Raw genomic sequence first — 24,719 nt, forward strand, 5'->3', positions numbered from 1 at the left:
TTAATCCTTCAATTTTAAATACAGTGTCGCAAGTGGCGGTAACGTTAATGACAATGAGTAAGGTTTGCCATTAAATGTACTTGCTGTTGTCTCTATTTCACCTAAATTTCCCACGTTACTTCCGTTGTAAAACTCAGAATCACTATTGAGTACTTCTTGATATGCACCTACTTTGTTAACACCCACGACATAGTTGTGATGAACTACTGGAGTGAAATTACTGATAACAATAATTTCATTGCCTTGTGTATCTTTTCGGCAAAAAGCGAAAACAGAATTGTCATGATCATCAACGGTGAGCCATTCAAAGCCTTCGCGTTCAAAATCACATTCATAAAGTGGAGCATTGGCCTGATAGGAAAGATTCAAATCTCGTACAAAGTGTTGAACACCTTGGTGTGGGCTGTTTGGTGTTTCAAGAAGATGCCAATCTAAGCTACTGTCGTGGTTCCATTCACGCCATTGTGCAAATTCACATCCCATAAATAGCAGTTTTTTACCGGGATAAGCCCACATAAAGCCAAGATATGCACGTAAATTAGCAAATTTTTGCCAATCATCACCCACCATGCGACCAATCAACGAACCTTTACCATGCACAAATTCATCGTGAGAAAGAGGCAGAATAAAGTTTTCGTTATAGGCATAGAGCATGCCAAAGGTCATTTGATTGTGGTGATATTTACGATAGATAGGATCACGTTGCATATATGCCAACGTGTCATGCATCCATCCCATATTCCATTTATAGTTAAAACCTAAACCCCCATCATCTGGCGGTAAGGTAACACCTGGGAAATCGGTAGATTCTTCAGCAATTGTTATGGTGCCAGGGCAAGTTGTACCCAATAATTTATTAGTATAACGAAGAAAATCAATGGCTTCTAAGTTTTCTCGACCACCGTGTTTATTCGGGATCCATTCACCTTCTTTTCGGCTATAGTCACGATAGAGCATGGAGGCCACCGCATCGAAACGGAAACCATCAAGCGCAAAATGTTCATGCCAATACAATAAATTACCAGAAAGGTAATTCAGTACCTCATTACGACCATAGTTATAAATTAAGGTATTCCAATCAGGATGGAAGCCTTCTCGCCTATCAGCATATTCATAGAGCGATGTACCATCAAAATTACGTAAACCGTAGTCATCTTCAGGGAAGTGGCCAGGAACCCAATCTAAAATAACGCTAATTTCAGCTTGATGAGCCGCTTCGATAAAATCACGGAAATCCATCGGTGAACCAAAGCGACGAGTTGGTGAATATAACCCCAGAGGTTGATATCCCCATGAGCCATCAAAGGGGTGCTCATTAATAGGCAATAATTCGATATGGGTAAAGCCCATTTCTTTAACGTAGGGAATTAACTGTTCAGCTAATTCACGATAACTTAACCAACTCTGATCGTCAGTATGTCGGCGCCATGAGCCTAAATGAACTTCATAAATAGAGATAGGCGCATTACGTTGATTCGCTCTCTGACGCGATAATGGCATTGGCTTAATGGGAGGTAATGTATTGATAATTGATGCAGTTTCAGGACGTATCTGTGTTTCAAAAGCATAAGGATCCGCTTTTAATCGACGTTCTCCATTGGCATCTAAAATAGCGTATTTATAGCAATCACCAAGATGAGCTTGTGGAATAAAAAGCTCCCAAATACCACTTTCACGACGTAACCGCATAGGAAAACGTCTTTCATCCCAAAATGAGAAATCGCCAACTACACTCACACTTTGCGCATTTGGTGCCCATACAGCAAAAGTAATACCATCAATATCACCTAATTTAGCAGGATGAGCACCTAAACATTGATAAGGGCGAGAATGATGACCTTGTGCTAAAAACCAAATATCCATTTCTTGTAGTAAAATACCGAACTGATAAGGATCATCAACAATACCTTGTGCATTTTCCCAAGTAACATCTAAACAGTAACTAAAACGACGTTTACGTCGAGGGATTACACCACAGAAAAAACCACTAGGATGTTTACGTTCTAATGTCGCGACTTTTCTGCCATTCTTTCTATCGATGATACTGACTGAAACAGCATCAGGTAAAAATGCACGAACTTCTAAACCTGCCGATGTTTCATGCATACCAAGAAGTGCAAAAGGATCAGACTCATACCCATTAATTAGTTTTTCTATTGCTTTTCTTGTTACAGCTACAGACATCTTATCGTCCTTCGTTGCCAGCAAATAAATTAATAAATTTTATATATAGATATCAGCATAGAACGTTAATTTAAGTTAAACAATAAGTGTTTTTAACAGATTATTTAAAAATAAAATAATCATCATGGGTTAATATACTTAATATTTACCTTTAATTGATTGAATTAAAATGTATTTGATATGGAGGGCAGAGTAAGATCGCGAATTATAAATACAGCATAAATAGCGACTTTACCTAATCTAAAAAAGAATTTGATATTAAATATTTTTAATTAAACACTTAAAATGAAGTTTTAAAAAGTATAAGTAATAAGAGTGAAATCGTCATTTTTATGAAAAGAAAAGACTTATTTCATTAGCAGAATTAACTTTTTTGTTGTGTGAGCCACTGCTCAAAATCGAGGTGTGTTTTGGTTTTTTGTACACCTATCGGCGTTAAAGCATAGTAATAAAGAGGGGCTATTTGAATGTTAGGAAATAAGATTTTTAAAGTTCCACGATTTATCTCATTCGATAAAATTGAGATTGGGCCAATGCCTATTCCTAAACCTTCGATAATTGCTTGAAGAGAAATATGAAAGTGATCAAAGCGATACTGACGCAAAAATGATCGCTGAGTATTAAGCTGAGCCGCTATTAGCCATTGTTGCCAATGACCAGGGCGAGTGAGTGTGTCAATAACAGGGCAATTAAAAATGTCTTCTAAGTTAGTGACGTTGTAACGTTTAAGTAACTTTTCAGAAGCAACTAAACAATGTACATCCTTTAGAAAAACAATAGATGAATATTCTTGTTGTTGGGGTTGAGGACGAATAATTAAATCATCATGACTGATTAAGTGAAATCGCTCACTATTTGCTGACGCAATTTGAATATTGGCATTAGGATATTGAAGATAAAAATCCTCCATTCTTGGGATAAGCCATTTTAAACATAATGTTGTAGGAACACTGATATTTAAAATATCGTTTTTACCACCATTGCCATAACGAACACCAATGTCATTAAGTTTATCAAAAACATCACTTAATTCTTGTGCCAATGTTAATGCATATGGGGTTGGTACACGACGTAAACCTTGTTTGTTAAATAACGTGACACCAAACCATTTTTCAACAACTTGAATATGTCTGCTAATCGCACCATGAGTTACACATAGTGTTTGTGCTGCTTCTGTATAACTTTGGCTATGACAAGCAACTAAGAAAGCACGCAATGAAGGTAATGGAGGAAGGTTTCTCATCATAATTTTCTCATCATAGTTTACTTCTCGCCAATAAAGCAGTCTTTCTGATTAAAACTCACAGTACGGTGATATTTTATCACAGGTAAAAATAAAGAAGGCAGGTATGATACAACGTCTTTAACTTATTGAACTTAAAGGATGATAATGAGTTTTATCGCGGTTATTTTATTAGCTGTGCTTTCTGGTGTCATAAGCGGAGTGGTTGGAACAGGCTCTTCTATTTTACTTATTCCTGCATTGACCTATGTATTTGGCGCTAAAGAGGCGGTGCCTATCATGGCACTTGCCTCCGTAATGGGAAATTTATCTCGCATTTATTTATGGCGCCATAGTATCCGTTTTAAGCCACTTTTTTATTATTTATTACCAGGTATTCCCGCGGTTATTTTAGGTGCAAATACATTATGGGTTATGCCTGAAAAATGGCTCAATGTTGGGATGGGACTGTTCTTTATTTTGATGATCCCAATTATTCATTTATTACGCCAACATCAAATTAAAATGAAAACTTACCAAGTAATTATTGCTGGTGCAGTTATCGGCTATTTAACGGGGGTTGTGTTTTCTACTGGTCCTTTAACTATTCCGATATTTTCTGCATATGGGCTAACGCTAGGGCCATTACTAGCAACAGAAGCGGCCGCTTCGTTTGTTATTTATCTCACCAAAGCCCTAACTTTTAGCCAACTTGGTGCAGTTAATAGCTTTATCCTAATTAGTGGAATGTTAGTGGGCTGTGGCTTAACCATAGGAAATTTCCTTGGTAAAAAGCTGGTATTAAAACTGACACCTAAACTATTCCAAGGGCTATTAGATGTCATGTTAATTTTTGCTGGTGGCTCTCTGCTTTTTAATGGCTTTTTCTCTTAAATAACGAATGTAATAATTTATTTTTTATTGATCATAATAATCTGATAAATAAGGCGCTAATATTATCAGTGAGAGATCAGTGAGTGGCAACAATTCATCAACTGTAGCTCCTGATCTTGCTCTTAAGGAAATGGAATGCAATAGCGAGACCACCCCCAATGCAATGGTGTGAATATCAGTTCCTTCTTTTAATTCACCCACTTCTAACGCATCTTGTAAAGCATCTTCAACTTGCTGAGTTTGTGCATTAATAACCTGATTAAGCATGGCCTTGATTGCGGGATCGGCAATTTCAGTCACCGCGGTTGAAAGTACCATACAACCGGTTAATCCGTCATTATCCGTATAAAAATGGATAGCCGAATTCAGATAACGTTTTACTCTTGCAGTAATTTTATCTTTCGGTGACTGTTTTTCTAGTTCATGGCGATAACGTGTAGAAGCAATATGATTAAAGCGTTCAATGGCTTTTTCATATAATGCGGCTTTATTACCAAATGCAGCATAAAGACTTGGCTTATTCATCTGAGTTTCAATGACCAAGTCATCCATCGATGTTGCGGTAAATCCTTTTCGCCAAAATAATGCCATTATTTTTTCAAGAGCGGTATCGCTATCATAACGACGAGGGCGACCTTTTTTTTGCATTTTATACCAATTAGTAAGAAATTTATTTACTCAGTATAAAACAAATGTCATTATTTTACTAACCAGTACAAAATAGGAAAGTAAAATGAATCACAATGAAATGCTGTATGGAAAAAATATGCCCTCTATTATCAAACTTGTTGAAGAAGGGCGTAAGCAGCAATTAAAGCCATTAAAAATAGGTATTTTTGTCTGCCCAGGTTTTATGCCTATGGATATAAATGGTGCTCAATCAGTCTTTACGATTGCGAGTGCTGAAATTTATTTAATTTGGAAAAAGAAAGAGTTAGTTGAAGGGTATATTGGTTGGCCAACAATGCCCACCATGACTTTTGATGAATGTCCTGAGGATCTTGATGTATTAGTCGTTGGAATGGTACCACCAGAAATTGTTGAAGATGAAGAGACACTGACATTTTTTGCCAATATGGGTAATAAAGCACGTTATGTTATTGGTACATGTTACGGCTCTTTAGTTTTAGGTGCGGCAGGATTATTAAAAGGTAAAAAAGCAACCAGTAATTCAAATGTCGTTCCGATGCTACCTGATTTGGGAGCCATAGCTATAGAAGGAAGTGATGTTGTGATTGATGGTAATATTTATACTTCGGGACCAGCAACAGGTTCGTTCGATGCCTCATTATTAGTATTAGAACAATTACTCGGCACGCCTTTTGCTCAATTGGTTGAACTCGCGATTGAATATGATCCTCGACCTCCTTTTGGAACCGGCTCCCCCACACTGGCAGGATCTGAAATGACTGCTATCTCACAAAATTTGACGGCTAATTTAAATGCTCAATTTCATCAAGCAGCACGTAATGGCCTCAAAAAACGCCGTTAAGTTAAATTAATTCACGCTAGAATGAAGTAATAAATATTGAAGTTTATCTAAACTGTTTCATTCAATTTCGGAGTATTATAATGACAGAATACGAAAAAATGGTATCCGGTCATCTTTATCATGCATGTAAAGATGATAGTTTAGAGCCACTTAGAGTAAAAGCGCGTGAAATTATTTATGATTTTAATATGACGCGACCATCTGAAATTGAAAAAAGAAAGGCATATTTAAAACAACTTTTAGGTAAAACAGGCGATAACTTTACTATTGAACCCCCATTTCATTGTGATTATGGTGAATTGATTGAAATTGGTGAAGGATTTTATGCCAATTTTAATTTAACGATATTAGACTGTGCACCCGTAAAAATTGGGCACAATGTGATGTGCGCGCCTAATGTTAGCATTTTAACTGCAACTCATCCGATTGATCCTGAAATACGCAGCAATGAACTTGAATACGCATTACCTATTATTATTGGTAATTCGGTATGGTTAGGTGCAGGGTGCATTATTTTACCCGGCGTAACTATTGGTGATAATTGTGTTATTGGTGCGGGCAGTGTAGTAACAAAGTCTATTCCAGCTAATTGTGTTGCTGTTGGCAATCCCTGTCGTGTAATAAGACAAATCAGTGATAAAGATAAAACAGACGCAGAAAGAAGGTTGAAACTTTAATTGTTGAAAATCAAGGCTCAATAAGTTTATTGAGCCTTGTGGTACAGTTACTCTTTTATGAAACTTAAATAGTTAAAAAGTGATTTAAAACCAAATTTACGATATAGCGCTAAACCATCTGCGGATGCATCTAAGAAACAACGCTCTACACCTTGCTCACGGCAGAACTCTAAAACGTGTTTAATCAAATGAGTGGCATAGCCGTTGCCTTGATAAGCAACATCTGTCCCAATATCATCAAAACGCGCTAATTTATCATGTAACGTCAGCGTTAATGACGATACGGGTTGTCCTTCAACTAACAAAGCATAATGGAAAATAGTCGCGCCATTATCTAATGCTTTTTGATGATAACGAATATATTCATTAACAATTGTATCATCATTATCATCCCCCACAGGAAAAGCCGTTTTTAACGGATGAGCCCATTGTTCGAGGTTATGATTAGTGAGAATAATATCGCAAGGATTATTTCGATAAGAAGGATACACCGCTTCTGACAATGTTAAATACATAGCTGTTGTCATACCGTCACCGGTATAGTTTGCATTTTTTATAATTTCTTCAAATTCAGGCAATAATGATTCAGGTAAAACCAAAATATGATCTTTTTGTTGCGAAGAGAAAAGGGTACTGGCCTGCTGGAACGAGCCTTCTGTTGCACCTTGACGTAAATAAATAAAGTTAAAAATTGGCGCATCCATTGGTGTCATAAAGCAATGAGTATGATCACCAATACGAATATTATTTTCACAAATTTCTGACCAAAATGCTTTTTCTACTATTTTAAATTCTTTATACAGTTGTGCATCCATAATGGTTCTCTAGCTAAATCGTGATAAGCGATAAGGAGTTAATAGAGGATTCGCTTTTTCGTAAATTAGTTCTTGTACAACCAACTTACATAATAAAGGTGACAACGTCACGGCGGCGTGCATAGTAACAAGATACAGTCCCTGATAAGGAGATATTTCTCCAATAATTGGCATTTCATCTTTAGGCATGGGCCTTTCACCAACAGCAACCTGTTCAATCGTTAGTTTACCTGTTTGCGTAAAATTATCATAAAAAGTCGCTTGTGCATGGCATGCAATGTGCTCAGGGTGATGTTCATCACTATTATCAATGTAATCTTCAGCCGCAATAATCTCATTTTGAGCAAAGTGACGTAACTCCATTTCTGGCGTTGATATAATGCAAGGCAAAAATGGCGTATCTGCATCAGTTGTTAATTTGATTAAAATACTAGGAGATGCATATAAAGGTAAATCAATACCTTTTTCAGACAATAGTGCCAAAGCACCCACTCCCGCGGTTAAAATAATGTGATCAGCATGCATTTTAATATTCTTAGTTTCTACACCAATAATGCGATGATCTTCTTCTATCAAGCGAATGACTTCAGTATTAGCACAGTATTTCACGCCCATTTCTTGGGCTTGCCGTAATAATGTGTCAATAACATGAAAAGGGTTAACGGCACCTTCATCGCTTGCAAAGGCAGATAATTCCGGAGCTTTAGATAAATTGGGTACTTTATGAATCAATTGCTCTTTATTTAATGCTTGGACATTAAAACCGGCTTGATGATGTGATTGAATAAATTGAGCAGTTTCTTTGTCAGAAGACATCCAACTTATTGCACCAGTCCAATCAATATTCAGTTTTCCTTGTGTCTCTTTATCTAATTCTCGCCAACAATGAATCGCTTCTGCTCGTAATTGTTGATAAGCATCTGGACGACCATAAGAGACATTTAGCCAAGCAAATGAAGCACTCGTTGCGCCAGTTCCCGCATTCGCTTTATCTAATAAGATAATCTGCATATTGCTCATTTTTGCAAGATACCAAGCTTGCATTACACCAACTATGCCAGCACCAACAATAATAATTTTCTTTTGTGGTTTTTGAGATAGCGATGATTTGCTTTTATCCATTTTATTCTCTTAACGGTAAATGATAGGTAAGGTTATTTTTATGCTAAATATAAAAAAACACAGAATAATGGTTTTGAGAAAAATAATCTTATTTATCCTCTCACTTTTTGTGCTAATACATTCAATGATGTATTTATAAAAATCATTATTTTTCATAAAGATAGTTACTATTTTTATTTCTTTTTTGACAATATCTGATAAATGTAGATCACAAAAGGAATAAAGAACTATAACATAAAACAAACAACAGGATATTACATCTGATATTTATCTTTTTTGCAGTATATAGGACTATTATTATATTTTATTTTGAATTTTATAACTGTATAAATTTTAATTTCAGCATCATACTATAACCCACAATCAAACTGGTTTTTTAATCTAAAATAAACACCTAAATTGGAGTTATTAACTGCTTTTTATTAATAAAGTTAGATTAATTAACTTATCTTTACGCAGTATGAAGATTATTGTTTTACAAAAATATTATTATGGATATGATAGCTCATATATTCAGCATGTTATTTTTTTAAAAAGGCGTCGTATGTTAGAAAGTATCGGTATTTCAAATATTTGGACATACCTTTTAGGCGTTATTTTTATTACCTTAGTACCAGGTCCAAACTCGATTTTCGTCCTGACTTCCAGTGCGAAGCATGGTGTAAAAGGGGGGTATAAAGCCGCCCTTGGTGTTTTTACGGGTGATGCATTATTAATCTTTTTGGCATTTTTGGGGGTTGCTTCATTAGTCAAGACTTCACCCGTTTTCTTTATTGTTATTAAATATGCAGGTGCTCTTTATTTAACCTATTTAGGTTTAAAGACATTGTATGCAACGTTTCACAAAAAAGAAGAGGCAACTGAGCAAGTATCAGAAGTAGCAATCAAAGCAAAAGATGGTCTTTATGTTAAGGCTTTATTTTTAAGTATGCTTAATCCTAAAATGATCATTTTTTATGTCTCTTTCTTTATTCAGTTTATTGACCCTAAATATGAAAATGCGGGTGTTCCATTTTTTGTATTAGGGGCAATTTTAGAAACATGTAGTATGATTTATTTATCAATTCTTATTTTTGGCGGTGTGGCAATTACTAATAAAGTTAAACATAACAAACGATTAGCATCATTATCAAATAGTTGTATAGGTGCGGTTTTCTTACTTTTTGGTGCCAAGCTTGCTTTAACAGCTTAAGATTTAATTTTAAATGTAAAAGCCACTTCATATCACTATGTAGTGGCTTTTTTAATAAATAATATTATTTTATGATAACTTCTAATATAACGTGATAAGTGTCTGTTTTAATAAATTTGTTTATCTTCAAATCTGCTTGATCTAATAATCTTTCAAATTCATCGACTGTTCTTTCACCTGATTCAGGAAATCCACTCATACAAATCACATCCATATATTTCGCTGTGTCGGGTATATTTTTCTTAAAGATAACCGGTTCTATAATAAGAACTTTAGAATCTGGTTTCATTGCTTTTCTAAAGTTTTTAAAGAAAGTCACTGCACTTTGATCATCCCAATCATGAATAATATATTTAATTAAATAAATATCTGATTCAGGGAAATCACCAAAAAGATCGCCTTCAATTAATTTCCATCGACTATCATCACCTAGTTCAACTAATCGAGTTCTTTCTAATACATGTTTGCGATCAAATAGCTGTCCTTTTAACGTTGGATTGGTTTTTAATACTTCTAATAATAACCCCCCTAAACCGCCAGCAATATCGGTAACTACTATATTTTTAGGAAAGTCATAATGTTTCACAATAAAGTGATTTTCTATTTTTGACAGTGAATTCATTCCTACTTGAAAATCATGATCTTCACGAACATTATCTTTCCAATACTCATAGAAGGACATACCATAGAGATTCTCAAAAGCAGGATTTCCCTTAAGAGATTCAACGACTTCCCCAACTGGTCGCCAAAATGTTTCATTGGTTAACATTAATATAGAGTCACGCAATGTATATTCATGATCACTTAGTAAAAAATGCCCTGCTGGGGCAAGTGAATAATTTAACCCTTCTGATTCATAAAAAATATTTTCAGAAGCGAGGATCCTTAATATTCTATTTAATGCTAATGGTAATGTATTTGTTTCTTTAGCTAATTCATTTACATTTTTAGGACCCTCTTTAAGTAAGTCCGCCACTTTTAATAATGAGGCGGCTCTTAATGCAGCAGGAATAGTAAAGAGCATTGTTTTTTTCATTAAATCTAAAGCAGCTGATTTATTTTTTAAATTAAAAGTATTATTTTTCATATTAAACCTTATGATTAAATGTAATTAACAATTGATTAAAATAAAAATATTAAAACAAATAAATTATAGATGATTAATTTGATTTTTATTATTTTCTTATTTAATTTTAATGATTTTTAATTGTGATAATATTTACATTCTATTGTTATATGAGTAAATAGGTTCCTTCTGTTAAGATAACAATATAAAAAATATTAAATTATTACTTACATCTTTTTATGTAATATGAATATTTCAGTAATAATTACGTTAGGTGATTTTTACTCTTTTATTAGATCTATATAAAGAAAAAGCAAGAAATGGAGTGCATAGTATATCTATTTTCACGCTATACTAATTCTAATGTTTCCTATTTATCTGAGTGAATTTATGTACTTTCAGTATGGTGAAAAAGAAATAAAAACTTTAAAACAACGCGATAAGCGTTTAGCTACACTCATTGAAAGAATGGGAGATATTAAGCGTCCTCTTACACCTGATTTATTTACAGCGTTAGTTAAAAATATTATAGAACAACAAATTTCTGTTTCTGCTGCCACAACGGTGCATCAACGGCTATTGAATTTATGTGACGGTGTTTATACACCAGAACGTATTGCCATATTAACAGAACAAGAAATTCAGCAATGTGGTATGACAATGCGTAAAGCAGGTTACATTACTGGTATTGCAAACTCAGTAATTTCTGGACATTTAGAATTAAATAAAATTCCAGATATGACAGATAAAGAGGTTATTGAGACTTTAATTCAACTAAAAGGTATTGGGATTTGGACTGCCGAAATGCTATTAATTTCTTCGCTTAATCGCCCTGATATTTTAAGTTGGGGGGATTTGGCTATTCAACGTGGGATCATGCGCCTTTATCGTCATAAAACATTAGATAAAGCACGTTTTGCGCGTTATCGTAAGCGGTATTCACCTTATGGCTCTACCGCATCGCTTTATTTATGGGCATTATCTAAAGAGCCCGAAAACAGTGCGCAATAAACGGAGTTCTTTATTTATTATGGTTGTTGATAATAACCATAATCCCGCATTAAAGGACTGTCATAATGGAAAATAAGCGTAACCAACTTATTGAACAAGCCTGCCGTTTTATTGAAAAAAATAACGGTGATATTTCACTGGCTCGTATTGCTGAGCATGTTATGGCAAGCCCATATCATTTTCATCGTCTCTTTAAATCGATTATGGGTATCACCCCAAAAGATTATGCCAATGCCTACCGCCAAAAACTAATAAAAAAAGCCCTAATAGAAGATGGCAGTATTACAGATGCAATTTATCAATCAGGTTTTAATGCTAATAGCCGTTTTTATGAAAATGCAGCTGCAATATTAGGAATGACGCCAACAAATTGGCGTACTGGTGGTAAGAATATTGCTATCTTTTTTGCGATTGCATTGTGTTCTTTAGGAAATATTCTTGTGGCTCAAAGCGAAAGGGGGATTTGCGCTATTATGTTAGGGGATGATGCAGAGCAGTTATTAGAAGATTTACAAAAACAATTTCCTCTCGCTGAATTAATTGGTGCAAATAAAGAGTTTGAACAAATAATAGCGCAGGTCATCGGTTTTATTGAATTACCAAAACAACCATTGTCTTTACCTCTTGATATTCAAGGTACTGTTTTTCAACAAAAAGTATGGCAAGCATTATTAGATATTCCTTTTGGTAGTACTATGACATATCAAGAAATTGCCAATAAAATCGGTTCACCTAAAGCATATCGTGCGGTAGCAAATGCCTGTGCAGCTAATAAACTTGCAGTGGCGATACCTTGTCATCGAGTTATTCGTCAAAATGGTGAGTTATCAGGCTATCGGTGGGGGATCGACCGTAAAGCAAAATTGCTTCAAACAGAAGCATCAAATAACACAGTAATTAGCAAAAAGAGATAAAAGAGTAGTAAAGCATGGTAAGATAATCAGTAAGTTATCAATTTATTCGTGAGTAATGCTATGTCAACGAACCCTACAGAAATTACTTTTTTTGAGCGTTTAATTCCTTCAATTCTTAATGAAATAAAAGTAATTACTATTCGAGATGAAAGTGAAAGCTATTATAAGCCAGGTAGTGTGGTTGAGTTATATGCTAACGAACATCGCACTTACTATGGTAAATTAAAAATTATAGCAGTATCACCTTTACTTTATGATGATATTAATGCATATCATGCACAACAAGAAGGTATGACACTTCCTGTGTTAAAAATGTTGATTAAAGATATTTATCCGACAACTCAGTCTTTATATCTTATTGAGTATGAATTAGTAAAATAAGAACAATAAAAAGGATCACTGAGTGATCCTTTTTGTTTAAACAAAATTTTATCTATCCTAAATTAATTTAAGTGCTTGCTTTAGCTGACTAATCTCTAATTTCCATTGGGCCTGCAAAGCAGGTTTTTGATGGTTAGTTTTGCGCGCTAAATCAGCATCTAATTTTTCTTCTAACTCAATTAACTTCAAGAGTTTTTCATCATCATCATGTGAAACTAATGGCGTTGATGAGATATTCAGTAAATCATCCGCTGGCTGAACTTCGGGTATTTCTTCAGATGAAATAAGCTGATAGATCGTTTCAATATCATGATGCTCTGTTAAAACGCCATGATGAATATACCAAAACCGATTACAGCTATTTTCAATCAATTCCCTATCATGGCTAACTAATAACACCCCTCCAGGGAATTGACTGATCTGTTCAGCTAATGCTTTTTTACCTTCCATATCAATATGATTAGTGGGTTCATCTAGCATGAGAAAAGAATACTTAGCTAAACTCAGTCCAACAAATAATAAGCGAGCACGTTCACCACCACTTAATGTGCTGACTTTTTGTCCATGACGAGCATAGACAAAGCCTGCACTAATCAGTGCCATTTTACGTTGTTCATCTGTTAATGGAGCAAAAGGTTTTAATGCATCAGAAAGCGTATCATTATCAATCAATTGAGCAATTTTTTGATCGTAATAACCCAGTTCAACACGAGGATGCAACCTTATTTCATTTAGTTCATTTGTTTTAACTGAGCTAAGTGACCAGATCATCTTCAATAGTGATGACTTTCCGGTTCCATTAGCACCAATTATTGCCACCCGATCACCACTTTTGATACGCTGATTTTCTACAGTATATAAAATGGGGGCATTTTCAGCAGGAATAACAGACAATTGGTTTAATTCACAAAGTCTATCCGCGCGTAATAACGTTCCCGAGAACTTTAATACCCATTGATTTCCTGCAGTGACTTCAGTTTGTTCATCTTTTAAACGAACAATATGTTTTTCCATCTGTTTCGCTTTACGAGATAAACTCTCGTTGTCATAAACGTGTCCCCATATTGCAAGTTGCTTCGCACTTTGGGCAATTCTATCTATCTCTTTTTGTTGTGCATTATGACGATGTTGTGCACTGATATCTTGCTCTTCTTGTGCCGCTCTAGCTTGAGAGCAAGGTAAACGAAAAATAGATAGCGATTTATCACGAATGATCCATGTACAATTCGTTACATTGTCTAATAACGTATTATCATGTGAAACCAAGATAAAACTGCCACGCCACAATTTGAGAAATGCTTCCAACCACAAAATAGTCGGTAAATCGAGATGGTTACTTGGCTCATCAAGTAATAATAGATCAGGCTCAATAATTAACGCCCTCGCTAATAATAAACGAGTATGTTGGCCACCACTTAATTGTGAAACGCGTAGATCTTTTTCATCAAACGTGAAGCCCATTTCGCTAAGTAGTAATTCTGCGCGCCAACCTTCAGATAATCTGTATTCTTCAGGGAGTTTATGAAGTACAGCATCCATTAATGTCATTGGCTGTAGCTCTTGAGGTAGGTGCTGCTCTATATAAGCCATTACAGTTTGATTGGCAATGGAAATAACACCTTCATTCGGTGTTAATTGGTGTGATAAAAGTTTTAATAATGTGCTTTTTCCACAACCGTTATGGCCAATTAGACCAATTTTCTCACCTTTAATTAGTGCTAAAGAAATATCATTTAGTAATAATCCGTGGTTATTATGAAAAGACAGATTTTGTGTAGATAATAATGTGCTCATAGCTTACTCATTTTTTAGACGTAATAACGCCTTGGGTAATATCTCGCGATAACCCTGTAAGCCGAGGAGAGGTCATAGTTAACGTCGCTCAGGCAGGTTAACGCAGTAAAATACTGTGAAAGCCTGAGCTATGGCGATTACCAAAGAAGTGTGAGTATTCAATAAGATCACACAAAAGCATAATTAGCCTCCTTTTCTAAGTTTAAATGTTAATCGGTAACTTGATTCTATCAAGATAGATTTCTTATATGCAATCTAATAGCGAAGATAAAACATGTTATTTCGTGTGAAAACCCACTATTAAGCGGGCTTCAGCTAATTATGAGTAAATAGAGTGCTTTTTATTCGGTTTTTTAATAACAAAATGTAACAATATGATTTTAAAAAATTATTTTATTAATACCGCCATAGGCAAGTATTTCCTCAATTTGATTGCAGACAATAAAATGCTAACAGCAATTGCAATACCGACAAGATTGGTATTTTGCCAACCGATTAAATAAAAGGTAACACCACCGGTGATACTTCCTAGCGCACCAAAGGAAAAAACTAAAAAGTCGTTAGTTCCTTGAACTTTTGCTCGCTCGTGAGATAAATAAGTCTTAGACAATAAATGAGTGGAGCTAATCAAATTTAAATTCCATGAAATACCAATTAAAACAAAACTAATAAGGTAATGGTAAAAAGTATTACCGTGTAAATTGATACTTAACGCTATGATTAATAATAGTATTGCAGTAAAAAAGAAAACTTTAACGCCAAATCGATGAATAAGTTGCCCAGTAATAAAGGAGGGGGCAAACATACCTAAAATATGACATTGAAATACAAAAGCAATCGAGGCAAATTCAAAACCATTTTGTTTCATAGACAGCGGAATAGCACCAACCATATACACGACAACACCATAACCTAATGCACTAACAATAGTTACTAAAAACAATAATGGCTGACTGTATAATTGATAATAACTTCTTAATTTTTCATTAGATTGAGTTTTTGATTTCATTCCACTTTTTAAAGGGATTTTTAATAACAAGGCAAAGGCTAAAATGTAAATTATACTCAATGCAGTAAATGGCCCAATAAATGGATAATCTGCAAAAAACTGGCGTGTTGCTACAGCTAAAGTTGGTCCAATAATTGCCGCTACAATACCTCCACTCATTACTAACCCAATTGCTCTCGCATGCATGTTAATAGGCGCTTCTTCAAGCGCAGCAAAGCGATATTGCTGTGCTGTACCAATCGCTATTCCAGTAAAATAAGTGCCGAATGAAAACAGCATTAAATTATGATAATAAATACCTGTAATAGATAATAATGCGCCAATCAACCCACCTATACTGCCAATAATAAAACCGGCTTTACGTGAGTATTTCATCATAAAATGTGCCATTGGAATGCTTGCGGTAATTATCCCAATATATTGGCTTAATAAAGGAACTGTAGAATAGATGGGATCTTTAGCCAGTTGCTCTCCCACAAGAACAGCAACAGAAAGTACCAATGCATTTCCTGTTGTAAAAAGTGCCAAAGAAAATGCCAACCACCATACTGATTTAGGCATAAATATCTCCATTAATACAATAATAAATTTAAGAGATAGGCATCTTACAACTTAAAGTTAACTTTAAGTCAAGTGGTATCAAAAATGGTGAGAATTGGGAGTGGCTATTTATAGCAAAGCTTACTTTATCGTTATTTTTTTATTCATACGTTTCTTGTTCTTTTTTAAGCTTAGCGCTAAGATTTTTTGAAATCGGCTACATTGAAAATGATTTTCTTCAGGGCAAACTTGAATATGCTCTAAACCTTTTTTAAGACGTTTAAGTTCATTGATCTTATTATCAATTTCTTCAATTTTTAAATGAACAATATTTCTATCAATAACAAGAATTTTTTGATTAGTACTAAGTTGGGCTATCTCATCTAAAGAAAAATGCGCTTGTTGTGCCAAAGAAATTAATGCTAAACGACTTAGTACATCTCGATGATAGACACGTTTAAGTCCTTTTCGTCCTATTGAATAAATAAGTCCTTTTTTCTCATAATAACGGATCGCTGAAGAGGCGAGTCCTGTGGCTTTCGAGACTTCGGTAATATCCATTTCAATCGATTGTTTTATACCAGACATGGCGTTTACCTTATGCGAATAGCATTGTTATCGTTATTGAGCTGTTATCTCTTGAAGGAGTGATGTTTTTACACTCTAAATCATAGAATTTCATCATTTTATCGTAATTTTTTGCAGATAAGAACTATCTACCTACATTGGGGGTTTTTATCATGATATATTGCTACTCATTCGCTATAGCTGTCCTATAAAAGGTTAGAAAATGAGTAAATTAAGAGTCGCTATTATTTTTGGTGGAAAATCCACAGAACATCAAGTTTCATTACAATCAGCAAAAAATATTATTAATGAATTAGATCGAACGAAATTCGACCTTTGCTTAATCGGTATTAATGAACAAGGGCAGTGGCATGAATATTCAGAAGCTGACTATCTACTCAATAGCGATAATCCTAAAACTATCTCATTAAGCAAACCGTTAAGAGCAGTTGCAATTATTCCAGGTAGTGAAAAAAATCAATTCATTTCTTTAGAAGACGGTAAAGCGCTTCCTCAAATTGATGTCGTATTTCCAATTGTCCATGGCGCTTATGGCGAAGATGGTACATTGCAAGGTTTATTACACATGATTGATATACCGTATGTTGGCCCAAATATCATGAGTTCCGCTGCTTGTATGGATAAAGACATTACTAAACGCCTTCTTGATGGTGCTGGATTAGCGGTCGCACCGTTTATTACGATCATGGCGCATCAAATTAATGATATTCCTTACAACGAGATGGTTCGTCAATTAGGACTTCCTTTATTTATTAAGCCTGCAAATCTAGGTTCTTCTGTAGGAATAAGCAAAGTTAATAATGAAGAAGAATTTAATGCAGCATTAGCAATGGCGTTTGAGTATGATCTTAAAGTGATTGTTGAAAGCGCTATTGTGGGTCGTGAAATCGAGTGTGCAGTTTTAGGTAACGAAAATCCTGAGGTCAGCCCTTGTGGCGAGATAGTCTTAAACGATGCCTTTTATGCCTATAACACAAAATACATTGATGACGACGGCGCGAAAGTCGTTGTTCCAGCAGTAATGAACGAAGACACTAGCTTACATATTCGCCAAGTGGCATTAAAAGCATACCGCGTTCTTAACTGCTTAGGTATGGCTCGTGTTGATGTATTCTTAACTCAAGATAACCGAGTTGTAATTAATGAAATAAACACATTGCCAGGGTTTACAAATATCAGTATGTATCCAAAATTATGGCAAAGTGCTGGTTTAGGTTATCAGTCGTTAATTACTAAATTAATTGAGTTAGCACTGGATCACCATAAAAAAACGGCTACTTTGAAAACGAAGTGTGAGCTTTAATTAAAATGAAAACACGCTAAATATTTTTATTTAGCGTGTTTTTTAGCTTTTAGAGATTGATATTAATTAAGCGTATTTTCGTGAACCTGCAACACAAAAAATAACGCCAACGGTTACTAGCAACATCAACAAATTGACAGATTCATGAAGTAATACGGCAGCTAAACCTAATCCAAAGAAAGGCTGTAATAATTGAAGCTGTCCTACTGCTGCGATCCCACCTTGCGATAATCCTTTGTACCAAAATATAAAACCTATCAACATACTAAAAAGTGAGACATAACCTAAACCGGCCCATGCAGAAAGGCTAATTTTTGTTAACTCTTCTGGCATGAGAATAAAGCTAAGAATAAGCATTGGAGGCAATGATACGATTAACGCCCAACAGATAACTTGCCAACCACCTAGCTGTTTCGTTAATGTTGCGCCTTCTGCGTAACCTAAACCACAAACAATTACTGATGCTATCATTAATAAATCAGCATTGATGGATGATGCCCCACCTTGAGAAAGGGCATATCCCATAACTAATAAACTGCCAACAATAGAAAAAAGCCAAAAAATAGGACGAGGCTTTTCACCACCACGTATTACAGCAAAAATTGCGGTAGATAATGGTAATAAAGCAAGAAAAACGAGGGAATGTGCTGATGTTATCTCTTGTAATGCAATAGCGGTTAACAGAGGAAAACCTACCACGACACCTAATGAAACGATTGTTAATGAAACCCATTGCTTAAACACGGGTAATTTTTCTTTATATAACAACAACATCAATAAAGATAATAATCCAGCAATACTAGCTCTTGCGGCTGTTAGAAATAAAGGTTCAAAACCTAATACTGCTGCTTTTGTAGCAGGTAACGATCCACTAAAAATTAGCATACCAATAAAGCCATTTATCCAACCATTAGTTTGCGTTTTTTGTTTTATTTGTTGCATACGATATTCCATAATTATTATGATTAATTCTCATTGAAAAACAATTAATTATACTTCTTACATAGAAGTGGAGAGATAAAATTTATTAAAAATAATTGTATCTATAATGTACTTGCTGAGCGCTATCTTATGGGCCACAATCATGACAATCAAATAATTGTCATGGATACAATTTCTATGGTTCAACCTCGTTATAAATCTTTAGTTGATAAATTGGCACATGAAATACGTATAGGAAAACTATTACCAGGCATGCAGTTGCCGACACATCGACATTTAGCAACAGAACATAAAATGTCATTAGCCACCGCAAGTCGTGTTTATGCCGAATTAGAAAATATGGGATTAGTGATTGGTGAAACAGGGAGAGGAACATTTGTTCGTGAATTATCATTACCCAGCAATCATGGAATAGAAAATCCAGCGGCAACAGATATGTTGGATCTAAATTTCAATTATCCATCATTACCTATTCAAGCTGAATTATTACGCTCTGAGCTAAAAAGATTATCGACTTCTGGTGAAATTGAATCATTACTCCGCTATCAACCACATAGTGGCAAATTACACGATAAAACAGTGTTTTCGCAATATCTTAAAAATAAAAAAATCACAGTTGAACCTGAAAATATTATTATCACTAACGGTGCACAACAGGGTATTGCAATTACATTATTAGGTGTATTAAAACCAGGTGATGTCGTTGCTGTTGATGCATTAAGCTATCCTGGATTTAAATTAGCGGCATTAGCTCATCATTTGGAAATATTACCTATTCCGATAACACCATTAGGTCCTGATTTAGAAAAATTGGAGGAATTATGCAAGAAGCGAGCAGTTCGCGCACTTTATTGTATTCCTACACTGCATAATCCAATGGGGTGGGTATTAACATTACAACAACGACAACACTTAATTGCTTTAGCGCGAAAGTACCACTTTATTATCATTGAAGATGCCACTTACGCTTTCTTAGTTCAAAAATCGCCGGCTCCCATTGTGACCTTAGCGCCAGAGATTACCTTTTACATTTCAGGGTTTTCTAAAAATATTGCATCAGGGTTAAGAGTCGGTTTTATTGTCGCACCAACGAATTCAATTCCATTATTAGAACGAGCAATGCGGGTGACAACATGGAATACGCCAGCACTGATGACATCAATTGTCTGTCAATGGATTAAAGAGGGCGTTGTTGATAAATTAGAACGATTATTACGCAAAGATGCACAGCAACGGCAAAAAATCGTCAGCGAAATCTTTGAAGGAATAGCTTATATTCATCATCCCATTTCTTACTTTTTATGGATCCCATTACCAGAAGAAGTTAGGGCTGATAAAATTGTCGCTTCCTTGCATCAATTACAAATATCTGTCGCCACCGCTGAGCCTTATGCCACTACGCCCCATATTCCTCATGCTATTCGTATCGCATTAGCTTCAGTTGAAATTAATTTATTACGTGATGCGTTAATAAAAATAAGGGATATCATTAAATATCACATTGATTTATAAATGTTACTAATTAGATAGCACCTAAAAAAACGCTTAGTCTTTAGATGTTATCTACATTTTATCTTAATTCTAAACTGATATTTTCACATTTAAAATCAATGTAATCAGAAGGTATTGTTGTCTCTTCAGTGATCCATGATGTTAAGTAGTTTAAAACATCTGGGGAGTAACTATCCCGCCCCTGATAAATAAAAAGCATCTGTTTCCACCAAGGCCATTGATTATCTAATTGGTAATTAAAGAAAGGTGCCTTTAATAAACCATGAGAAGCATTGGGAAATAGAGTGACTGTTTTATCAACATGATTTTCCAATAATATTCGATATAAACATGCATTTTTTGGCGCATCAACATTAAGATCTAACTCACCAAACATAGCCAGTACTCGCCCATGCATATGAGGTAAATCTTTAGATGAATCACTCAAATAGTTTTGAATAACAAAATAGAAGCGATTATCAGACATATCTCCCTGAGCTGAAATATCATGACTCCCATTGACGCCAAACACACGATCGTTTTGTTGCAATTGCTCTGAGACCCTTCGGGTAATTTCATTATCATCAATATTGTCGGCTTTTAAACGTACTTGATGATAATAAGCACCTTGATCTCGCCAGTTTACAGCACCGCCAATAATAACGGAAAAATCAGGTTTAGATTGCGTCGCTGCAATAGGAATAACCCATCCAGCCTGTGAAAAACCCAAATAACCAACTTTAATCTCTGTATAGATAAATTTTTTTTGAATAACATGTAATGCTACTTGTGCTTCATCCGCTCTATCTTGCATAGATTGAAGTAACCAATTTCCTTGGCTTTCTCCTACACCAGCTTTATCCCACGTATAAACACCAATACCAGCATCTACTAAGCTATTAATTAATGGTAAATATCCACTATTAGAAAAGCGATCTTGGGCACCATCGCCATGAACAAGAATAGCAACTGCTTTTATATTGTTATGGTTAGGCAAAATTAATGTACCAGATAAAGTACCTGTTTTAGAAACAAAACTAATCGGTATTATGGTTGATGTATTATCATCTAATTCAAAGTCAAAATACTGACCACCACTAATGATAATCACAAGAATAAGTGTGATAAGTCCTAAATAAGACCAAATTGATCTGAAATATTTTTTCATATTCTGAAAAATCCGCCATGGGCCATGGGTATAGACCCGTGAGTATTATAAATAAACCATTTATGATTGTATTAAATAATATGCATTAATTAGACTGAATAGTCTAATTAATTGAGCTAGTTTTATTAAAACTTGCTTAAATGGGAACAGGTAAGATGAGTAGCTTGTTGAAGTGAAATTAATTAGATATTTTTAATAAAAATGATCCAATGGAAAAAAACAAACAATAGAATATGACCTCTATTTCGCTTAATATTTTTTCAAATAATATTTCTTGTTAAAGAGAAAAGATATTAAGTTATTATTTTTTTTAATTTGTTTTAAATAAATATTTTTTCTAAAAAAATATCAGTATAATTACTAGATGTTAATGCTTTTATCTTATTTAGATTATCTTAAATAGAGAGATTTTGTGTTGTCTTCACGTAATTGTTATATGAGAAGTATTGCTAAAATGATAAAGACTTTACTTTATCCTCATCCTTTAAATTAAATACTAAAGGAGTGAAATAAATATCTTTAGCGATATTTTTAATCAAAAAATGGACGGTGCGATGAAAAAACTTATTCTATTAAGTGTAATATCTGGCGGTATACTCTTTTGGTCTATACATTTACAAGCAGATAACTTTGATTGCCGAAATGCAGCAACACAAACTGAAATAAACCAATGTGTACATCAAGATTTTCAGCAAAAAGATGAAGAACTTAACCACATTTATCAGCAATATTATGCCAAGTTAGATAGCACTAGAAAAGAGCAATTAAAGCAAGCACAGTTAGTATGGATTAATTTTAGAGATCTCTCTTGTCAGTATGAAGCTGACTATTATCAAGGTGGTAGTTTAGCGCCAATGGTATATAGCAGTTGCCTAAAAGATAAAACGAAAGAAAGAATTAATGATCTTAAAAATTACATTGCTTTATATTAAATAAAAAATTAATCCTTAAAAGAATAGAAAATAAAAAACAAATCATTTTATAATGGTCGAATAAGTAAGGTCATTAGCATAGAAATATTTCATAAGTGATATAATTGTAACTTCTGTATTATTTTGAAACACAAAATGCCTTGACTAATCATTGCCACAAAGTAGTCTGATGCTCAAGTAATAAGCAAAAAAAGAAGCGAATACAATGAATAAGAGATTAAAACTTGGGCTAGGATTACTTTTTGCATCATTACCTTTTACTTCAACATCATCTGAAATTAAACTCGAATATGGAGTAAATCTTATCGATTTTAATGGTGACGGTGTTCCTGATGTTGTAGTTAAGTCTCGACGATCATTAAATGACTCATCATCTTTTGATATGGCTACTGTTTATATCAAAAGCAGCGATCAAAAAGTGTATATTGTCCCATCCATATATTCTAATTCGTTAAGTCTTTACAACAATAAGATTAAAGGTACTGATATCACTATTTCTGATTTCGAATTCATTGAAAAAAAGGGTCGAGTTGTGTTATTAAGTGCTGAAAAAATAGGAAATAATTTACAACAGCCAACGCCTATTCGTTTTTCTAGTTATGAAATATCAGAAAAGAAACTGGGGGATGAAATTCAGTTTAAATGGCAGTTTAATACTTATTGCGTCACTGAATTATCTTATCTTAGCGTTGAAGATTCATATTCTGATGCTTGTATAAATAAAATTATTAATGAATAAATCTACAAGTTGCTAACAAATACATCACATTCTGATGTGTTATTTTTTATTTTATAAAACAATGAATTGTAAGAATACAAAGAATATTCCTTTGTTTATATTCATTGAGTACTTGTATCATTTCTTGTTCCTTGTTATTAATCTACTGTTAGGATATTTCTTAATCAAAATGATATTAATAGTGTTGTTCTTATCGGGGGCTGTTTAAGAGGGAGATATGAAGGAGATTATCACGGGTTTACTTCTAGCCTCAATATCACTATTTACCGTGTCTTGTTCACAAGAAGATACACATAAGGTAAAGGTGGCAATTAATACAGGACCTGATCAAGTGATTTGGGATGAAGTTATTCGTTTAGCGAAATTAACAGAAGGGTTAGACGTTGAAGTTATCGCTTTTAATGATTATGTACTCCCTAATAAAGCATTAAATAATAAAGAAGTAGATGCGAATGTATTTCAATCCATTCCTTACCTTCAAACACAGATGAAAGAAAATAGTTATAAATTTCATATCGTGGGTAAAACCTATATTTTTCCTTTAGCAGCATACTCTAAAAAAATTAGCGATATAAATGAATTACAATCAGGATCTCTCGTTGCCATCTCAAATGAAGCCAGTATGAAAGGTCGAGCACTTTTATTATTAGCAGAAAACCATCTTATTACTCTCAATGAGAACGTTGGCTTCACCCCAACATTAGATGACATTATCTATAACCCTAAAGAAATTAGGTTTATTGAAGTCGATACGCCACAGCTCACTGAAGCATTAAATGATCCAGTAATTACAATGGCGATTATTAATAATAATTTTTCGTCTCAAATTGGGTTAATTGCAACTCGTGATGGGTTAATTCTAGAAAATAAAAATTCCCCTTATGCCAATGTTATCGTAACCCGCGAAGATAACAAAGATGATGAAAATATAAAAAAGCTGATTTCAGTGCTTCACTCACGACAAATCGAGTTGAAGTTTAAAGAAATGTATAAAGGTGATGCAGTAAGAGCATGGTAACGTCCTAACTTAAAGATAGAGAGAGTTCTTTTTATCTTTAAGTTCTCATTATTTTTCTACCTTAATTGCTCTTTTTCCCTAGAATAATTCTCTCTTCTTCGGTGTATTTTCTTGTCTAAAGATCACTCAATTCTTATCATTTCATTATTAAACCTTATTTTTATTCCTAATTTCGCTATTTTTATATAACCGCTAGTTTTTATACTTTATAAAACATTCTAACAA

Annotated in this window: 23 protein-coding genes; 12 read left to right on the plus strand and 11 right to left on the minus strand. The window is 34.2% G+C overall.

What is annotated here, in order from left to right; translation table 11 throughout:
* Both glgB and JEP40_RS01880 read right to left on the minus strand, forming a co-directional pair.
* On the minus strand, nt 1–2,184 hold the full coding sequence (glgB, locus tag JEP40_RS01875) for a 1,4-alpha-glucan branching protein GlgB (protein ID WP_198622198.1): 2,184 nt from the start codon (nt 2,182–2,184) through the stop codon (nt 1–3).
* Nucleotides 2,185–2,548: 364 nt separating this feature from the next.
* A complete protein-coding gene (locus JEP40_RS01880) occupies nt 2,549–3,430 on the minus strand; it encodes a LysR substrate-binding domain-containing protein (RefSeq protein ID WP_232799122.1) in 882 nt (293 codons plus the stop codon).
* Nucleotides 3,431–3,574: 144 nt separating this feature from the next.
* On the opposite strand from JEP40_RS01880, the gene JEP40_RS01885 reads away from it, so the two are divergent.
* A complete protein-coding gene (locus JEP40_RS01885) occupies nt 3,575–4,300 on the plus strand; it encodes a sulfite exporter TauE/SafE family protein (protein ID WP_332873023.1) in 726 nt (241 codons plus the stop codon).
* Nucleotides 4,301–4,324: 24 nt separating this feature from the next.
* On the opposite strand, the gene JEP40_RS01890 is transcribed toward JEP40_RS01885, so the two are convergent.
* The gene (locus JEP40_RS01890; RefSeq protein ID WP_198622200.1) at nt 4,325–4,948 is read right to left on the minus strand and encodes a TetR/AcrR family transcriptional regulator; all 624 of its coding nucleotides are present in this window, start codon (nt 4,946–4,948) and stop codon (nt 4,325–4,327) included.
* Nucleotides 4,949–5,033: 85 nt separating this feature from the next.
* On the opposite strand from JEP40_RS01890, the gene JEP40_RS01895 reads away from it, so the two are divergent.
* Nucleotides 5,034–5,792 carry a DJ-1/PfpI family protein gene (locus JEP40_RS01895; RefSeq protein ID WP_198622201.1) on the plus strand — a complete coding sequence of 253 codons (759 nt, stop codon included), beginning with the start codon at nt 5,034–5,036 and terminating at the stop codon, nt 5,790–5,792.
* An 80-nt stretch (nt 5,793–5,872) separates the two neighbouring features.
* Entirely contained in the window at nt 5,873–6,469 is a 597-nt protein-coding gene (locus JEP40_RS01900) for a sugar O-acetyltransferase (RefSeq protein ID WP_198622202.1), read from the plus strand.
* A gap of 47 nt (nt 6,470–6,516) precedes the next feature.
* On the opposite strand, the gene JEP40_RS01905 is transcribed toward JEP40_RS01900, so the two are convergent.
* Nucleotides 6,517–7,284, minus strand: a complete 768-nt coding sequence (locus tag JEP40_RS01905) for a GNAT family N-acetyltransferase (RefSeq protein WP_198622203.1) — start codon at nt 7,282–7,284, stop codon at nt 6,517–6,519.
* A gap of 9 nt (nt 7,285–7,293) precedes the next feature.
* Nucleotides 7,294–8,406, minus strand: a complete 1,113-nt coding sequence (locus JEP40_RS01910) for an NAD(P)/FAD-dependent oxidoreductase (protein ID WP_198622204.1) — start codon at nt 8,404–8,406, stop codon at nt 7,294–7,296.
* 544 nt (nt 8,407–8,950) lie between these two features.
* Between JEP40_RS01910 and leuE the strand changes: the two genes are divergently transcribed.
* Nucleotides 8,951–9,598 (plus strand): leucine efflux protein LeuE, encoded by a 648-nt coding sequence (gene leuE / locus JEP40_RS01915; protein ID WP_198622205.1) that lies wholly within the window; start codon nt 8,951–8,953, stop codon nt 9,596–9,598.
* Between the two features lie 64 nt (nt 9,599–9,662).
* Here leuE and JEP40_RS01920 read toward each other — a convergent pair whose 3' ends face one another.
* A complete protein-coding gene (locus tag JEP40_RS01920; protein ID WP_198622206.1) occupies nt 9,663–10,685 on the minus strand; it encodes a methyltransferase in 1,023 nt (340 codons plus the stop codon).
* 369 nt (nt 10,686–11,054) lie between these two features.
* On the opposite strand from JEP40_RS01920, the gene JEP40_RS01925 reads away from it, so the two are divergent.
* The 3 genes from JEP40_RS01925 (at nt 11,055) to yqfB (ending at nt 12,970) form a co-directional block, all read left to right on the plus strand.
* Entirely contained in the window at nt 11,055–11,675 is a 621-nt protein-coding gene (locus tag JEP40_RS01925; RefSeq protein WP_198622207.1) for a DNA-3-methyladenine glycosylase family protein, read from the plus strand.
* A 65-nt stretch (nt 11,676–11,740) separates the two neighbouring features.
* On the plus strand, nt 11,741–12,589 hold the full coding sequence (gene ada / locus JEP40_RS01930) for a bifunctional DNA-binding transcriptional regulator/O6-methylguanine-DNA methyltransferase Ada (protein WP_198622208.1): 849 nt from the start codon (nt 11,741–11,743) through the stop codon (nt 12,587–12,589).
* A 60-nt stretch (nt 12,590–12,649) separates the two neighbouring features.
* Nucleotides 12,650–12,970: a N(4)-acetylcytidine aminohydrolase gene (gene yqfB, locus JEP40_RS01935; protein ID WP_198622209.1), complete on the plus strand. Its 321-nt coding sequence runs from the start codon at nt 12,650–12,652 to the stop codon at nt 12,968–12,970.
* A 57-nt stretch (nt 12,971–13,027) separates the two neighbouring features.
* Here the strand turns inward: yqfB and JEP40_RS01940 are convergent, their stop codons facing one another.
* From JEP40_RS01940 to JEP40_RS01950, 3 genes are all read right to left on the minus strand, one after another.
* A complete protein-coding gene (locus JEP40_RS01940) occupies nt 13,028–14,764 on the minus strand; it encodes an ABC-F family ATP-binding cassette domain-containing protein (RefSeq protein WP_198622210.1) in 1,737 nt (578 codons plus the stop codon).
* Nucleotides 14,765–15,152: 388 nt separating this feature from the next.
* The gene (locus JEP40_RS01945; protein WP_198622211.1) at nt 15,153–16,334 is read right to left on the minus strand and encodes an MFS transporter; all 1,182 of its coding nucleotides are present in this window, start codon (nt 16,332–16,334) and stop codon (nt 15,153–15,155) included.
* Nucleotides 16,335–16,454: 120 nt separating this feature from the next.
* On the minus strand, nt 16,455–16,901 hold the full coding sequence (locus JEP40_RS01950) for a helix-turn-helix domain-containing protein (RefSeq protein WP_198622212.1): 447 nt from the start codon (nt 16,899–16,901) through the stop codon (nt 16,455–16,457).
* A gap of 202 nt (nt 16,902–17,103) precedes the next feature.
* Between JEP40_RS01950 and ddlA the strand changes: the two genes are divergently transcribed.
* Nucleotides 17,104–18,204, plus strand: coding sequence for a D-alanine--D-alanine ligase (gene ddlA / locus JEP40_RS01955; RefSeq protein ID WP_198622213.1), 1,101 nt, complete (start codon nt 17,104–17,106; stop codon nt 18,202–18,204).
* Between the two features lie 66 nt (nt 18,205–18,270).
* Here ddlA and JEP40_RS01960 read toward each other — a convergent pair whose 3' ends face one another.
* Nucleotides 18,271–19,146: a DMT family transporter gene (locus JEP40_RS01960; RefSeq protein ID WP_198622214.1), complete on the minus strand. Its 876-nt coding sequence runs from the start codon at nt 19,144–19,146 to the stop codon at nt 18,271–18,273.
* A gap of 177 nt (nt 19,147–19,323) precedes the next feature.
* On the opposite strand from JEP40_RS01960, the gene JEP40_RS01965 reads away from it, so the two are divergent.
* On the plus strand, nt 19,324–20,658 hold the full coding sequence (locus JEP40_RS01965) for a PLP-dependent aminotransferase family protein (protein ID WP_198622215.1): 1,335 nt from the start codon (nt 19,324–19,326) through the stop codon (nt 20,656–20,658).
* Between the two features lie 58 nt (nt 20,659–20,716).
* Here the strand turns inward: JEP40_RS01965 and JEP40_RS01970 are convergent, their stop codons facing one another.
* On the minus strand, nt 20,717–21,805 hold the full coding sequence (locus JEP40_RS01970; RefSeq protein WP_198622216.1) for an alpha/beta hydrolase family protein: 1,089 nt from the start codon (nt 21,803–21,805) through the stop codon (nt 20,717–20,719).
* A gap of 554 nt (nt 21,806–22,359) precedes the next feature.
* On the opposite strand from JEP40_RS01970, the gene JEP40_RS01975 reads away from it, so the two are divergent.
* From JEP40_RS01975 to JEP40_RS01985, 3 genes are all read left to right on the plus strand, one after another.
* Nucleotides 22,360–22,737 carry a lysozyme inhibitor LprI family protein gene (locus tag JEP40_RS01975; protein WP_232799123.1) on the plus strand — a complete coding sequence of 126 codons (378 nt, stop codon included), beginning with the start codon at nt 22,360–22,362 and terminating at the stop codon, nt 22,735–22,737.
* Nucleotides 22,738–22,942: 205 nt separating this feature from the next.
* Nucleotides 22,943–23,476 carry a carbapenem self-resistance protein CarG family protein gene (locus tag JEP40_RS01980; RefSeq protein ID WP_198622218.1) on the plus strand — a complete coding sequence of 178 codons (534 nt, stop codon included), beginning with the start codon at nt 22,943–22,945 and terminating at the stop codon, nt 23,474–23,476.
* A 217-nt stretch (nt 23,477–23,693) separates the two neighbouring features.
* Complete coding sequence (locus tag JEP40_RS01985; RefSeq protein WP_198622219.1) at nt 23,694–24,494, plus strand: MetQ/NlpA family lipoprotein; 801 nt, start codon at nt 23,694–23,696, stop codon at nt 24,492–24,494.
* Nucleotides 24,495–24,719: the final 225 nt, after the last annotated feature.

This window comes from Proteus vulgaris (assembly GCF_016239305.1).
In the GTDB taxonomy this organism is placed as follows: Bacteria; Pseudomonadota; Gammaproteobacteria; order Enterobacterales; family Enterobacteriaceae; genus Proteus; species Proteus vulgaris_C.